The 14,364-nt window shown below is 59.8% G+C and carries 12 protein-coding genes and 1 tRNA gene; 5 read left to right on the forward strand and 8 right to left on the reverse strand.

Going from position 1 to position 14,364, the window contains the following annotated elements:
* Positions 1-34 precede the first annotated feature (34 nt).
* From HXO69_RS02005 to HXO69_RS02030, 6 genes are all read right to left on the reverse strand, one after another.
* Positions 35-1,009 (reverse strand): TDT family transporter, encoded by a 975-nt coding sequence (locus HXO69_RS02005; RefSeq protein WP_296545005.1) that lies wholly within the window; start codon positions 1,007-1,009, stop codon positions 35-37.
* A 304-nt stretch (positions 1,010-1,313) separates the two neighbouring features.
* Complete coding sequence (gene rplA, locus HXO69_RS02010) at positions 1,314-2,009, reverse strand: 50S ribosomal protein L1 (RefSeq protein WP_005504876.1); 696 nt, start codon at positions 2,007-2,009, stop codon at positions 1,314-1,316.
* A gap of 138 nt (positions 2,010-2,147) precedes the next feature.
* Positions 2,148-2,576 carry a 50S ribosomal protein L11 gene (gene rplK, locus HXO69_RS02015; protein WP_005504870.1) on the reverse strand — a complete coding sequence of 143 codons (429 nt, stop codon included), beginning with the start codon at positions 2,574-2,576 and terminating at the stop codon, positions 2,148-2,150.
* Positions 2,577-2,841: 265 nt separating this feature from the next.
* Positions 2,842-3,588 (reverse strand): transcription termination/antitermination protein NusG, encoded by a 747-nt coding sequence (gene nusG, locus HXO69_RS02020; RefSeq protein WP_049338063.1) that lies wholly within the window; start codon positions 3,586-3,588, stop codon positions 2,842-2,844.
* A 104-nt stretch (positions 3,589-3,692) separates the two neighbouring features.
* Positions 3,693-3,971 carry a preprotein translocase subunit SecE gene (gene secE / locus HXO69_RS02025; RefSeq protein WP_070506970.1) on the reverse strand — a complete coding sequence of 93 codons (279 nt, stop codon included), beginning with the start codon at positions 3,969-3,971 and terminating at the stop codon, positions 3,693-3,695.
* Between the two features lie 77 nt (positions 3,972-4,048).
* A tRNA-Trp gene (locus tag HXO69_RS02030) sits at positions 4,049-4,121 on the reverse strand.
* A 353-nt stretch (positions 4,122-4,474) separates the two neighbouring features.
* On the opposite strand from HXO69_RS02030, the gene HXO69_RS02035 reads away from it, so the two are divergent.
* Entirely contained in the window at positions 4,475-5,677 is a 1,203-nt protein-coding gene (locus HXO69_RS02035; RefSeq protein ID WP_296545008.1) for a pyridoxal phosphate-dependent aminotransferase, read from the forward strand.
* Positions 5,678-6,149: 472 nt separating this feature from the next.
* Positions 6,150-7,181, forward strand: coding sequence for a 6-phosphofructokinase (locus HXO69_RS02040; RefSeq protein WP_049347329.1), 1,032 nt, complete (start codon positions 6,150-6,152; stop codon positions 7,179-7,181).
* A 120-nt stretch (positions 7,182-7,301) separates the two neighbouring features.
* Here HXO69_RS02040 and HXO69_RS02045 read toward each other — a convergent pair whose 3' ends face one another.
* On the reverse strand, positions 7,302-8,537 hold the full coding sequence (locus HXO69_RS02045; protein ID WP_296545010.1) for a folate-binding protein YgfZ: 1,236 nt from the start codon (positions 8,535-8,537) through the stop codon (positions 7,302-7,304).
* Positions 8,538-8,602: 65 nt separating this feature from the next.
* On the reverse strand, positions 8,603-9,292 hold the full coding sequence (locus tag HXO69_RS02050) for an FABP family protein (protein ID WP_296545012.1): 690 nt from the start codon (positions 9,290-9,292) through the stop codon (positions 8,603-8,605).
* Positions 9,293-9,917: 625 nt separating this feature from the next.
* Between HXO69_RS02050 and HXO69_RS02055 the strand changes: the two genes are divergently transcribed.
* The 3 genes from HXO69_RS02055 (at position 9,918) to HXO69_RS02065 (ending at position 14,179) form a co-directional block, all read left to right on the forward strand.
* Positions 9,918-10,595: a response regulator transcription factor gene (locus HXO69_RS02055; protein WP_294455534.1), complete on the forward strand. Its 678-nt coding sequence runs from the start codon at positions 9,918-9,920 to the stop codon at positions 10,593-10,595.
* Between the two features lie 179 nt (positions 10,596-10,774).
* Complete coding sequence (mshD, locus tag HXO69_RS02060) at positions 10,775-11,839, forward strand: mycothiol synthase (protein ID WP_296545014.1); 1,065 nt, start codon at positions 10,775-10,777, stop codon at positions 11,837-11,839.
* A gap of 66 nt (positions 11,840-11,905) precedes the next feature.
* Positions 11,906-14,179: an RNA degradosome polyphosphate kinase gene (locus tag HXO69_RS02065; protein WP_296545016.1), complete on the forward strand. Its 2,274-nt coding sequence runs from the start codon at positions 11,906-11,908 to the stop codon at positions 14,177-14,179.
* Positions 14,180-14,364: the final 185 nt, after the last annotated feature.

Raw genomic sequence — 14,364 nt, forward strand, 5'->3', positions numbered from 1 at the left:
CACTAACCTCACGCCGGTACCTCACACGGGAACCTTAGCTCGGGCGCACCAGTAGGCGTCCCTTCACAGCCAAATACAGCGTGCCCACCCACAGAAAGACCAGGAATGCCGTACCCGCCACCGTTAGCGCAGGACCCACCAACCCCAGCGAGCCAGCAGCCGCCAAGCGAATACCGCTCGCCGCCATGGAAGCCATACCGAACGAGAAACCCCACATGCTCATCGAGAAACCACCCTCAAGAGTCCACGGGAGCAAACGCATCAAGAAGAACAGCTGCAGAATGCCATAACCGGTCAGCACCAGGAAGAACCAGTCCACCGTGCCGCCATTAGCCGCCAGGTACGCGTTACCACCCACAAAAGGCGGCGCCATCTGAATACCAATAATGCCGCGCTCCCCCTGAGGTAGCGGAGTCAAGGTGCGCAGGCGGCTCAGAATCGCGGCCTCGACACTGAACCACGAAATCAGGCCCGCACCGAAGAAGAGCATCGCCATATCGTGCCACCCCACAAAGCCCATCGCCGTAGCGGTCGCAAAATTCGTCGCCACAGTCGGCAGATACAGCACCGGCGAAGCGGCCTCAGGCACATACCCACCACGCCACGTACCGGCAATGCGGTGAGAGGCAAAGTACAGCTGCCCCACAGCTCCCAGCACCACCAGGGTCAGAGCCGGAACCTCAGCATACGGGTAGAGAGCCGCACCCATCTGCGCCGTCGTCGCCGGAATCAGCGAAAAGAAGCAGGTACGCGCCGGATGCTCCCAAAAACTACGCACCCACGCACGGTACTTCACCACCGAATGAACCAAAAACCCCACAAGGAGCAGCCACACCACAGCGTTAAAAGCCAGGATGCTCTCCCCCACCCATTCAGGCGCCATTCCCTTCGACGCACCGGTACGCCAGGCAGCACCCAAAGCACCGGTGCCCAGCGCCACCGCAAAATAGTTGACCGGCACGCTGAGACCGCGACGGGCGCTCTGCTCGCTCTGAAGGGAAGAAGGCATTAGGTTTTACCTCTCATAGTTGTAGGGCAGGATGGGGCACGCAGCCCCAATATGTGTTTCGACGGTACCGGAGCATGGGCAACGCCATAGGAACCAGGGACCAGAAAATCATTCTATGTTTTTAAGCCTATACAAGCTGGAAGTCCGTGACGTACTTTAACCGATTCCGGTCACGCAATGTCTTGAATCTTCACGCTGTGTCTTGAATCTTCACACAGACAAAATCATGCACAAAAAAATCGCCCCCGACGCCTAAACGTCGGGGGCGATCACTAGCGAACGCTAGAAGCTACAGGTGCATACCTTAGGCAGCAACGGCAGCCGGATCAACGGGGATGCCGGGGCCGAAGGTGGTAGCAACGGTTGCCTTGGAGATGTAACGACCCTTAGCCGAAGAGGGCTTCAGACGGTTAACCTCTTCCAGAGCTGCCTGGAAGTTCTCCTCGAGCTGCTCAGCGGTGAAGGAAGCCTTACCGATGATGAAGTGCAGGTTGGAGTTACGGTCAACGCGGAAGTCGATCTTACCGCCCTTGATGTCTGCAACAGCCTTTGCAACATCCATGGTCACGGTACCGGTCTTGGGGTTCGGCATCAGGTTACGGGGACCCAGGATCTTACCCAGGCGGCCGACCTTGCCCATCATGTCGGGGGTTGCAACCGCTGCGTCGAAGTCGGTCCAGCCGCCAGCGATCTTTGCGATCAGCTCGTCGGAACCAACGTAGTCAGCGCCAGCTGCCTCAGCCTCAGCAGCCTTGGGGCCTGCTGCGATAACGACCACGCGAGCGGTCTTACCGGTGCCGTGGGGCAGGTTCACGGTACCGCGAACCATCTGGTCTGCCTTACGGGGGTCAACGGACAGACGCATTGCAACCTCAACGGTTGCGTCGGTCTTGGTGGAAGAGGTTTCCTTCGCCAGGGCAACTGCCTCAGCGGGGGTGTAGAGCTTACCCTCTTCAATCTTGGCTACAGCTGCCTTGTACGCCTTGCTGCGCTTTGCCATCTGCTTTTCTCCTTATGCAGTTGTGGTCTCGTGAGCCGCGCTCGGCTCTGCCACATCCCGTCCATACGACGGGCATTTACAAGTTCTGTGTAGAAAAAATCTACGGTGCCGATTACTCGGCTATTCGGCGAACCGAAATTACTCGACGGTGATACCCATGGAACGAGCGGTACCTGCGATGATCTTGGATGCTGCATCCAGGTCGTTTGCGTTCAGGTCGGGCATCTTGGTCTCAGCAATTTCGCGCACCTGAGCCTCGGTCAGCGAGCCAACCTTGGTGGTGTGAGGAACAGCGGAGCCCTTAGCAACGCCAGCAGCCTTCTTGATCAGCTGGGAAGCCGGAGGGGTCTTGGTGATGAAGGTGAAGGAGCGATCCTCGTAGACGGTAATCTCAACGGGGATGATGTTACCGCGCTGCGACTCAGTTGCAGCGTTGTATGCCTTGCAGAACTCCATGATGTTCACACCGTGCGAGCCCAGTGCGGGGCCGACGGGGGGAGCCGGGTTAGCGGCGCCTGCCTGGATCTGCAGCTTGATGAGGCCAGTGACCTTCTTCTTGGGAGCCAATGTAGGGTCCTTTTCTTAGCTGGGAACCGACGCACAGGAGCGTACGCCGGCAAGATGGTGACCGTGGCGCGGTCACCCGTGCATCCGCATGAAAGCGTGACATGCGCATACACAAACCAACATTCTAGCGTTAATCAGCGACTTAATCCAGCGCCAGCCAGCAGAAAGAGTAAACCCACCCACACAGCTCGCATAGTTCAAGACGCCCATACGCAATATGAGCCCCGCACCGAAGTGTGAGGCTCATATTCACGCGCTAGAAGCGTTAAATCTTTTCGATCTCGGTGAAGCTCAAGGTCACCGGGGTGTCGCGACCGAAGACGGAAATCATCACGACAATCTGCTGGGACTCGCCCTTGATCTCCGAAACGGTAGCGTCCATGCCCTCAAAAGCACCGGACTTCACGCGGACGTTCTCGCCCACAGTGTAGTCGGACTCGATAACGGGCTTGGAAACGGGCAGGCCCTGGCTCTGCTGCTGCTCTTCAAAGACCGGCAGGAGCATGTCAAAGACCTCGTCCATACGCAGCGGGACCGGGTTGTACGCATCCTGACCCACGAAGCCAGTCACACCCGGGGTGTGGCGGACAACGCCCCACGAGTGGTCGGTCAGTTCCATACGAACCAGAACGTAACCGGGAACGCGCACGCGGCGGATGGTCTTCTTCACGGTGTTCTTGAACTCAACCACGGTCTCCATGGGAACCTGAACCTCGAAGATCTCATCTTCAGCTTCCAGGTTCTGGATACGGGTCTCGATACCGGTCTTCACCTTGTTCTCGTAACCGGAGTAGGTGTGCACCACGTACCAGTCGCCCATCTGACGGCGCAGCTTGGACTTGAATTCTTCCAGAGCGTCGACTTCCTCAGCCGCCTCAGCAGCTGCTTCAGCCACCTCGACAGCCTCGGTAGCTTCCTCAGCCTGCTGCTCAATAGCCGCAGACTCCTCAGTAGCCTCAGCAGCGGCTACCTCGACCTCTTCAATCTCGGATACCAGTTCCTGCTCGGACACGTCGCTCCTACTTTCTATCGTTAATCATCTAGAGGGGACTCCCACTCGCCAATACGCTGAGGGAAATCACTGATGGGGCACCCAGATTAAGGATGCAGCCAGTACTAGTTACGCTGAATCGTTCCGTTACCGAAAATCCAGAATGCTCCCTGGCCGAAAAGATAATCCAGACCAGAAATAAGAAGGAGCATCACCACGACGAAGAACAGAACTCCGAAGAAGTAACCAACCAGTTCACGTCCGGTGGGAGTAGTAACCTTCTTCAACTCCGCAAAAACTTCACGGAGGAATGCAAAAATACGGCCGAAGAAACCGAGCTTCTTATCGCTCTTCGACGATGCGCCGGGCTTAACAACCTTCTCGGCGGTAGCAGACGATGCCATTTCTTCTGCCCCTTTCTGACTCTAAAAAAGTACGCCCGGGGTGCGGGCGTACAAATTATTTATTGAGGCAATAAAAGCAGGGCGGACAGGACTCGAACCTGCAACCTGCGGTTTTGGAGACCGCTGCTCTACCAATTGAGCCACCACCCTTTGAAGTTTTCACTTCAGGTGTGAGAGTTGCTTCTCACGTGTCTACTCCTCCATTGCCTCCTAAGCCGTGGCTTTAGAGGGGCAAACAATTACACCCTTGCGGGTGCAGAACTAACTGTAAACCATCTTTCGGGGCCGATGCAACTTCAGAATGTAATATTTTTCGAAAAACCTCTTGAGATACCTTGACGAGGGGTTCCGCATCGCTACTAGTGGACCGTATCCTATTACAAGGAACGCCGCACACACCCGCGCCCATCAGGCGCAGATTGGTCCTGCACGCGCATTCCCATCACCTATTTCCTTGTCGACTTCACGCCGGCAGCGCACAAGAAGAAAGAGAAGAGAGCCCCATGGCGCGTATTTCAAGCCGCATCGGTGCCATCGCACCCTCCGCAACCCTTGCCGTCGACGCAAAGGCAAAAGCACTCAAGGCTCAGGGACGCCCCGTCATCGGTTTCGGCGCAGGCGAACCGGACTTCCCCACCCCCGCGCACATTGTGGACGCCGCACGCGAAGCGCTCAACGACCCCAAGAACTTCCGATACTCCCCCGCCTCCGGTCTTCCCGAACTGAAGAAGGCAATCGCGGAAAAGACCCTGCGCGACTCCGGCGTAGAGATTGACCCCTCCCAGGTCGTCATCACCAACGGCGGCAAGCAGGCCGTCTACCAGGCATTCGCAACCGTCATCGACGAAGGCGACGACGTCCTGCTACCCGCACCCTACTGGACCACCTACCCCGAATGCATCCGCCTGGCCGGCGGCAACCCCATCGAGGTATTCGCCGGTAGCGACCAGCACTACAAGGTCACCGTCGAGCAGCTCGAAGCCGCCTACACCCCCGCCACCAAGGCGCTCATCTTCGTCTCCCCTTCCAACCCGACCGGTGCCGTCTACACCGAAGAGGAAACCCGCGCCATCGGCGAATGGGCGCTGTCCAAGGGTATTTTCGTGCTGACCGACGAGATCTACGAGCACCTCACCTATGACGGTGTTCAGGCAGTCTCCATCCTGAAGGCGGTGCCCGAGCTCGCTGACCTGTGCGTCATCCTCAACGGCGTGGCAAAGACCTACGCCATGACCGGTTGGCGTGTGGGCTGGATGATTGGCCCGCGCGACGTCATCGCCGCAGCCTCCAACCTGCAGTCCCACATGACCTCCAACGTCAACAACATCGCCCAGCGCGCAGCTCTTGCCGCACTGACCGGCCCGCAGGAGGACGTGGAAATCATGCACGCAGCCTTCGACCGCCGCCGCCGCACCATCGTAGATGGTCTGAACGCTATTGAAGGCGTACACTGCCCCGTACCCACCGGCGCGTTCTACGCTTACCCGGACGTACGCGAACTGCTCGGCAAGGAAATCGCGGGCGTACGCCCCCAGACCTCCGCAGAGCTCGCCGAGCTCATCCTCGAAAAGGCTGAGGTCGCCGTAGTTCCCGGCGAGGCATTCGGCCCCAGCGGCTACCTGCGCCTCTCCTACGCTCTGAGCGACGATGACCTGGCAGAGGGCCTGGCTCGCCTGCAGAAGTTCCTTGGTCAGGCACGCGACTAGTTCCGTCCCCCTCTGAACGCGCCTGCTAAACCTGCAACTCACCCCGTGGGAAGCGGTTCAGACGTGGGATAAACCGGTGCGAAACGATCAATCACAGGACTATTGACCGTTTTTTGCCCTAAAAACGGAGAATCCCACAAATATTTAAAAATATTTTTAAAACGAATGAGGCTTCCCGCATCTTTTCGGATGCGCGGAGGCCTCGTTTGCCTCTTCGGTGCCATAGGTGGGAAGCGGCGGCTATTTGTGTTTCAAACCCAAACATACAGGTTTCAAAAACCTGAACTTTTATGCCGCGATTTGGGCATTCCCACGCCTTTCCACCACTACCAACACAACCCAAACACCGCTAAAATAGAGACCAAGAGAATGACCTCCCGACCGGCACACATTCCCGTGCCAAAATCGCGGAGGTCATAGTTATATACGCGCGCACAACACCCCAATGCGCAGACATCAACAAGGAGCCAATATGAAGATCGGTCTGCTTACTTCCGGCGGCGACTGCCCCGGCCTGAACGCTGTCATCCGCGGCGCCGTGCTCAACGGTGTCAAGAAGTACGGCTACGAATTCGTCGGCTTCCGCGATGGCTGGCGAGGCGTCGTTGAAGGCGACTACATGGACCTGCCCCGCCAGAAGGTCCGCGGCCTGGCATCCCAGGGCGGCACCATCATCGGTACCTCCCGCACCAACCCCTTCGACGGCCCCAACGGTGGCCCCGAAAACATCGAAATCATGATGGAACGCCACGGCATCGACGCAATCGTCGCTATCGGTGGTGAAGGCACCCTCGCAGGCGCAAAGCGTCTAGCAGACGCAGGCCTGCCCGTCATCGGTGTTCCCAAGACCATCGACAACGACCTGCGCGCAACCGACTACACCTTCGGTTTCGACACCGCAGTCTCCATCGCAACCGAGGCAATGGACCGCATCCGCACCACCGGTGAATCGCACCACCGCTGCATGGTCGCCGAGGTCATGGGCCGCCACGTCGGCTGGATTGCACTGCACTCCGGTATGGCTGCAGGCGCACACGCAATCCTGATCCCCGAGGTCAAGGTCTCCATGGAGCAGGTTGCAGAGTGGGTCAAGGAAGTACACGACCGCGGTCGCTCTCCCCTGGTTGTTGTTGCTGAGGGCTTCATCCCCGAAGGCTTCGACGACGTCATGGCAAACAAGGGTACCGAGAAGGACGGTCGTCCCCGCCTCGGTGGTATCGGTGAGTACATCACCCACGAAATCGAGAAGATGACCGGCGTCGAAACCCGTAACACCATCCTGGGCCACATCCAGCGTGGTGGCGCACCCACCGGCTACGACCGCGTGCTCGCAACCCGCCTGGGCATGGGCGCAGTCGACATGGTCGCTCAGAAGCAGTGGGGCAAGATGGTCTCCGTTCAGGGCACCGAGATCAAGTATGTACCCCTCGAAGAGGCACTGGACGGCCTGAAGTCCGTACCTCAGGAACGTTGGGAAGAAGCAGCCGTACTCTTCGGCCGCTAAACCCCACAGCCTCAGCGCATTAGCTGGGCACATATACTAAAACCGCGGAGGCGGGCACTCGCAACGAGTGTCCGCCTCCGCGGTTTTATGTAGGTCCTCAGATGTTAGCCGCCAGATGTTTTAGCGCTTCAGGAAATCCTGACCCGCCAAAGAACGACGCGCAACCTCACCGGACTCCGGCGAAACCACCGTCGTCTGAGCCACCGCATACTCGGTCGCCGGCGCCGGCGAACCATCCGGCAGGAAGTCGCCGCCATCAACCGCACGCAAAGGCGCCTGCGGGTCAACGCCACGCTTAATCACAGCCAGCGCAATCGGGCCCGCCTCATAATGCAACGCCACCGAGGTAATACGACCGACCGGGCGGGACTTGCCCTCCACGAACAACTCACTACCTACCGCGGGCAGGGTGTGCTCCGAACCGTCAATATCCAAGAACACCAGGCGGCGCGGCGGACGACCCAGGTTATGAACGCGAGCCACCGTCTCCTGACCCTTGTAGCAGCCCTTATCGAAATGCACCGCAGTACGGGTGTAATCCAGCTCCTGGGGGATCGTCTTATCGTCAGCCTCGGTACCGTAGCGCGGGCGCCACGCCTCAATACGCAGAGCCTCCGCAGCCCACAGACCAGCAAAACGTGCATCCGAAGATTCAGCCAGGGCGGGCAGAACAGAGCGCGGCACAATGCTCAAGAAACGCACGTAGTCCGCACCCGGGTGAGCATCGCCTGCCTCATCGTAACGGTAGCTACCCGGTGCCGGAGTGTGCCAAGGGTCCTCCCACACCAGCGGCTTAGCCTCGGCGAGCGCCGGATGCACCAAACCGTCCTGCAGGATCGGGTTGCGGGCGCTCTCCAGCACGGCGTACTCGTCGCTGAGGTTCTGAATCTCGACGCGCATCATGAACTTCATGCGGTTCAGGTAATCGGTCAGCGGCTGAGCTTGGTCGCCCTCCACGATCAGCCAGAGCGCCTCGCCGTCTTCGATAGCTGCCGGGGCGTACTCCACGCGTCCCTGGGGCGAAAGCAGCAGGAACTCGCGGCTCTCCCCGGCGGTCATGCCGGTCAGAATCTGCGAGGCGATGGAGGTCAGCCAGGTCTGGCGGTCCGGGCCCGCAACACGCACCACGCCCATGGAGGAGCGGTCCACTAGCACCAGAGGCTCCTGCTCCTGCGCGGAACGGTCAAAGCTGAGGGCGCGCTGCTCCAGCATGGGGTTGCCGTAGTGTGCGGCAACGCCGGCATCCAGCCCGGAGGCGGCAAAAGCGCCGTGCAGGCCCAGCAGGGGGCTTGCGGGGCGGGCGGCATCGGGCTGGGGTGCCTCAGCCTGAGGGGCTTCAAGCGAAGAATCAGTCACGGAAGGTGCACCTTTCACGCAAAGAGTCTGCCCCGCCATTCAGCGGGGCAGACATAAGTAATGTATTAGGCGGTGGGTTCGGAACCGGGCTCGCCGGTGGGCTCTTCGCCGTCCAGGGAACCGAACATTGAGGTGCCCAGGGAGTCGCCGGTCATCGAAGAGGTCTTACGAAGCTCAGCGGAAGCGTGCTTGTGCAGCTTGCCCTCGGCGTCTGCGACCTCCCAGTCCCACATGAGGTTGCCGTTGACCAGGCCCCACAGGCGCACGGAACCCGCGTACTCGTGGGAGATGTCGTCGCGCAGCAGGTTGCCGGTCTGCATGCGAATGACCGGGCCCTTGACCATGCCCACGTAGTTCTCGCTAATGCCGCCGGGGTGCGCGATGGTTGCCAGCAGGGAGAAGCCGTCGTCCTCGTTGCGCAGGGTCTCAACGCTCTCAGCGCTGGGGAATGCGGGGACAACGTCCTTGGGCACGATACCGAAGCCGCCGTCGGCATCGGTCAGGGGGCGGTCAATCTGCCAGAAGCCGGTCTCAACGGTGATGGGGCGCAGCTTCTGACCCTCGTCATCGAGCAGGAAAGACTCAGCACGGTATTCGATGAAGGGCAGGCCGTCCTGCTCAAAAGTAATAATCTGGCCGAAGGGGGTGTTTTCCTGGCCTTCGTACCACATGGTTCCGGTACCCTCCCAGGTGCCGAGCAGCCATGCGAAGGGAACAAGTTCAGGGGTTAGGTTGGTAGGGATTTCAATAGCCATACCCTCTATTTTAGTACCCGAGAGTAAAACGGCGCCCCGTTCGTTCGCCCTCGACGCGGGATAATTCCCCGTCCACGCCCGGCATCAGACATATAGAAAACCCCCAACCGGAGGGGACCGGGTGGGGGTTCACGCCGTCATTGGCGAGGCGGTACGAACCGTACGACCGCCTAAAGCCCTGTGTGGGCGATGCTTCTGCTCTGTGCGGGAAGACTACTTCTGGCCGCTGAAGAGGCCACGCAACACTGCGAATGCACCGATACCGATGCACACGGAGATGATAGCCATCAGCGACATGAAGAGAGCTTCAAGAGCCATAAGATTGTTTTCCATGCCTTAAACCTACCATAGACCCGCCACGAAAGGGTGCAGAATCAGCGGCAGAAACATAGTGAACAGCACGATTCTCAACAGGCATACGCCCCGACCGGCACCAGCAAAATATTAGCCCCGCAGAATCCGGATAGGTGCCCCATCATAGCCAGCTGAGAAGCCTGTACGAACAGTCCGGAATACGATATTCGGCCCGGCCTACACCGGCGCCCACAGCCGCGTCACAGCCTGGCGAGTACACTAGAAAGAGCCCAAAAGTTTTACACGGGAAATACATAGGAAAGGAGAGGGTGTGTACCGTATTGCGCTCATGAGCGACACCGCCGCGCAGGATATGATCCCCTCGCTGAGCCTGCTCAGCCACAAGGTACACGTCTTCCCCCTCGACACCGCCCACACCGCCCTCGAATCCGAGACCTTCGACCTGCTCATGGTCGACGCCCGCACCGCGCTCGTCAAGGCACGCCAATGCGCCCAGCTGTTGCGCGCAGCCGGTGTGCAGTTGCCGCTCATCGCACTCCTGAATGAAGGCGGCATGGCGGCGGTTGCCGCCTCCTGGCAGGTGGACGATATCGTCTCTGACCAGGCGTCCCCCTCCGAAATGGATGCCCGCCTGCGCCTCGCTATCAAGAGCGACGCAGCTGCGGAAGAAGAAAGCTCGGAAGAGCGCATCGTGCGCGCGGGCAACCTCGTCATTGACACCCAGGCGTACTCAGCACACCTTTCCGGCGCGGCGCTGAACCTGACCTTCAAAGAGTTTGAACTGCTCAAGTTCATGGCCCAGCACCCCGGACGCGTCTTCTCCCGCGCCCAACTACTCTCTGAAGTGTGGGGTTACGACTCCTACTACGGCGGCACCCGCACCGTGGACGTGCACGTGCGTCGTCTGCGTTCCAAGCTCGGCACCGAGTACGAACAGATGATTTCGACCGTGCGTAACGTGGGCTATTCCTTCAACAGCACCCGCTAAATTTTGCGGTACCAACCGCTGTTTTGGTGTGCCCGTTCTTGAGTAGCCTCGCCGCTGAACCAGGTACCAGAATGTGTAAATGTTCCGGTTCTTGTCATATTCGCCCAAGACGAAGAGCAAACTCTTCAAAGAGCAATCATCCCCGGTAGAGTTGAATCAGAAGGCTACGAAAGAAGGCGATGATGGTACACAGTCAGACACCCAATCCCTCCACCCTGCCCGCTGAAAGCTCCCTTGTTTACGCGGAACCGCAGCTCACCGAAGAGCTGCTGGAACGATTCGATTCCTTTGCCCAGGCGGTTGCCAAGCACGACGGCGTTTCGGCGTTCTCCGAGCAGACCCGCATCGAGCTGAGCAAGGCGCTACGCGAAAGCACCCTCACCCCTCCGCGTTTCTTTGTCGCCGAGGATGACGGCACCCTCGCTGCTGTCTTCGTGGCGCTCACCCCTGCACATGACGAAGATACCGGCGTGATTGAGGCCGCCGTCGCACCCGAATACCGCGGACGAGGCGCCGGCAGCGCATTCTTCGACCACGCCGTCCGCCAGCTGGGTGAAGACGCCGTACGCTACCGCCTCTGGGTTCACGGTAGCGCCACCGACACCGGCATTGAAAGCCCCGCCCACGCATTCGCGACCCTGCACGGTTTCGAGCCGGTACGTGTGCTGTACAAGATGGTTCTGCCCCTGGACGCGCAGACCCGCGAAGAGCTCGTGGAACGCTCCGATGCGCGAACCCTCCCCGAGAACCTGCGGATGCGCACCTTCACCGGAGCGGACGAATTCCCCTGGCTTCGCGTAAACGCCGCCGCTTTTGCGCACCACCCCGAGCAGGGCAAGCTCACCCTCGCCGATTTGCGCGAGCGCACCGGCTCCCCCTGGTTCCGTCCCGAGGGTTTCTTCATCGCCTCCGAGGTGGATGATGATTCCGCTATTGCGGCGTTCACCTGGACGAAAATCCCGACCGGTCAGGAGCAGGGCGAGCTGTCCCCCTCCGGTGAGATTTACGTGGTGGGCGTGAACCCGCAGGCTCAGGGAGGCGGTCTGGGCCGAACCCTCACCCTGCGCGCCCTGGCGTACCTCGCCTGCGCTGAAGACGAGAACGGCGAGCCGCTACGCGCCATCGACCTGTACGTGGATGCCGATAACACCACCGCATATTCCCTCTACACTTCGTTGGGTTTCGGTGTGGCGACGGTTGACCGCATGTACGCCCCCGCCCAGCAGGATGAGCCTGCCGCCTAGCTTTTGGTGCGCCACAGTTGGCGTGCTTCTTCACGACTTATCCCCGATCAGAAAGGCAAGTACAGTATGGTACCCGCCCCCAATGGCCTGAATAAGGCGCCTAAGCCCAAGCCGTCTGAGCCTGCGCCCATGACCGGTGTCATTCACATTGGCCACGATATTTCGAAGATTGAGCGCGCCGATTCTCGCGGTGACCGCATTGAGAAGGGCGAGAAGCGCTCCTACTTCAGCCTGGAAGAGGAGTTCGGCCCGGAGCGTTTCTTCGACCGTGAGAGCAGCTGGCTGGACTTCAACACCCGCGTGCTGGAGCTGGCGGAGGATCCGAACCTGTTCCTGTTGGAGCGTCTGAACTTCCTGTCGATTGTGGCGTCTAACCTGGATGAGTTCTTCATGGTGCGTGTGGCGGGTCTGAAGCGCCGCATTGCGACCGGTCTGGCGGTGCCTTCGGCGGCGGGCCTGAGCCCCGAGGAGCAGATGGAAGAGATCGCTGAGCGTGCCCACAAGCTACAGGAACGCCACGCCGATGTGTTCCACAACCAGGTTCTGCCGGCTCTGGAGGAGCAGAACATCCGTATCGTGGGTTGGAACGACCTGGATGCGGACGCTAAGCAGCGTCTGCGCGAGGAGTTCATGCGCGATATTTTCCCGATTCTGACTCCTCTGGCTGTTGACCCGGCGCACCCCTTCCCGTACATTTCGGGTCTGTCGCTGAACCTTGCGGTGCTGGTGCGTAACCCGCAGACCGGCAAGGAGCTGTTCGCCCGCGTGAAGGTGCCTGATCAGCTGGACCGCATGATCTCTGTGGACGGTTCCCGCGCCGCCAACACTGCCGGCCGCGAGAGCCGCTACATTGCACTCGAAGACATCATTGCTGAGCACCTGGACGCCCTCTTCCCGGGCATGGAGGTCGTGGAGCACCACGTCTTCCGCGTGACCCGTAACGAGGATCTTGAGGTGGAAGAGGACGATGCAGAGAACCTGCTGAAGGCCCTGGAGAAGGAGCTTCTGCGCCGTCGTTTCGGTCCTCCGGTCCGCCTGGAGGTTGAGGACACCATCAACCCGACCATCCTGGATCTGCTGATTTCTGAGCTGAACATTGACGAGTCCGAGGTGTACCGCCTGCCGGCTCCGTTGGATTTGCGCGGCATGAGTGCGATTGTTCGCGCGAACCGCCCGGCTCTGCACTACCCCAAGCACATTGCGCACACCTCCCGCTGGCTCAACGCCACCGAGACCGCGAAGGCTGCGGACGTTTTCGCTGCCGCCCGCGACCACGACGTGCTGCTGCACCACCCGTACGACTCGTTCGCGACCAGTGTGCAGGCATTCCTGGCTCAGGCAGCCGCTGACCCGCGTGTTCAGGCGATTAAGCAGACCCTGTACCGCACCAGTGGCGACTCCCCCATCGTGGATGCGCTGATTGAGGCGGCTGAGGCAGGCAAGCAGGTTGTGGCGCTGGTTGAGATTAAGGCTCGTTTTGATGAGGAAGCCAACATCTCGTGGGCTCGTAAGCTGGAGCGCGCCGGCGTGCACGTGGTGTACGGCATCGTGGGTCTGAAGACTCACTGCAAGCTGTCGCTGGTGGTGCGCCGCGAGGGTAACCACCTGCGCCGTTACGCTCACATCGGCACCGGTAACTACCACCCGTCGACCGCTCGTTTCTACGAGGATTTGGGTCTGATTACCTGTGACGAGCAGATTTGTGAGGATGTTTCGCGTCTGTTCAACCAGCTGTCCGGTTACGCGCCGAAGACCAACTACCAGTCGCTGCTGGTCGCGCCGCGTACTCTGCGTAGCGGCCTGATTGAGTGCATTGATCAGGAGATTGAGAACCACAAGGCTGGCCGCCCGGCAAAGATTCAGATCAAGTGCAACTCCATGGTGGATGAGGCCGTGATCGATTCGCTGTACCGCGCTTCGCAGGCTGGTGTGCCGGTGGATGTGGTGGTTCGCGGTATTTGTGCTCTGCGCCCGGGCGTTAAGGGTCTGAGCGAGAACATTCGCGTCCGTTCGGTGCTGGGTCGTTTCTTGGAGCACTCGCGCGTGTTTGCTTTCGAAAACGGCGGCGACCCGATTGTCTACATTGGCTCTGCCGATATGATGCACCGTAACCTTGACCGCCGTATTGAGGCGCTCGTGCCGGTGAAGGATCCGCGCCACGTGAAGTACCTGCGTGACATGTTCACCATCTACATGAGTGATTCTTCGCGTACTTGGCACCTGGATTCTGAGGGCAACTGGACCCGCCACGACACCGATGATCAGGGCAACCCGCTGCAGGACGTGCAGTCGTACTACCTGAGCTCGCGTTCCCGTAAGAACGTGGTCGATAAGGTCTAAGACTTCGCCGCTGACCTACCGGTGATTTCTGGTCGTGAACCCCGTCTGTTCTCGCGCTTTATGGCGTGAGGCAGGCGGGGTTTTCCGCGTGTCGTGCAAAAACGTGCGGTGGACTAGTGCACTTAGCGCAAAAGTGAACAACAGGTTACGTTGAGATTACAACTTGACCGCTCTCTCACCTACAA

This window comes from Rothia sp. (in: high G+C Gram-positive bacteria) (genome assembly GCF_015265375.1).
In the GTDB taxonomy this organism is placed as follows: Bacteria; Actinomycetota; Actinomycetes; order Actinomycetales; family Micrococcaceae; genus Rothia.

Bases quoted from the DNA above. Each gene is read 5' to 3' on its own strand.
- HXO69_RS02005 (WP_296545005.1), bottom strand. From the start codon at position 1,009: ATGCCTTCTTCCCTTCAGAGCGAGCAGAGCGCCCGTCGCGGTCTCAGC.
- rplA (WP_005504876.1), bottom strand. From the start codon at position 2,009: ATGGCAAAGCGCAGCAAGGCGTACAAGGCAGCTGTAGCCAAGATTGAA.
- secE (WP_070506970.1), bottom strand. From the start codon at position 3,971: ATGGCATCGTCTGCTACCGCCGAGAAGGTTGTTAAGCCCGGCGCATCG.
- HXO69_RS02035 (WP_296545008.1), top strand. From the start codon at position 4,475: ATGGCGCGTATTTCAAGCCGCATCGGTGCCATCGCACCCTCCGCAACC.
- HXO69_RS02040 (WP_049347329.1), top strand. From the start codon at position 6,150: ATGAAGATCGGTCTGCTTACTTCCGGCGGCGACTGCCCCGGCCTGAAC.
- HXO69_RS02050 (WP_296545012.1), bottom strand. From the start codon at position 9,292: ATGGCTATTGAAATCCCTACCAACCTAACCCCTGAACTTGTTCCCTTC.
- mshD (WP_296545014.1), top strand. From the start codon at position 10,775: ATGATGGTACACAGTCAGACACCCAATCCCTCCACCCTGCCCGCTGAA.
- HXO69_RS02065 (WP_296545016.1), top strand. From the start codon at position 11,906: ATGGTACCCGCCCCCAATGGCCTGAATAAGGCGCCTAAGCCCAAGCCG.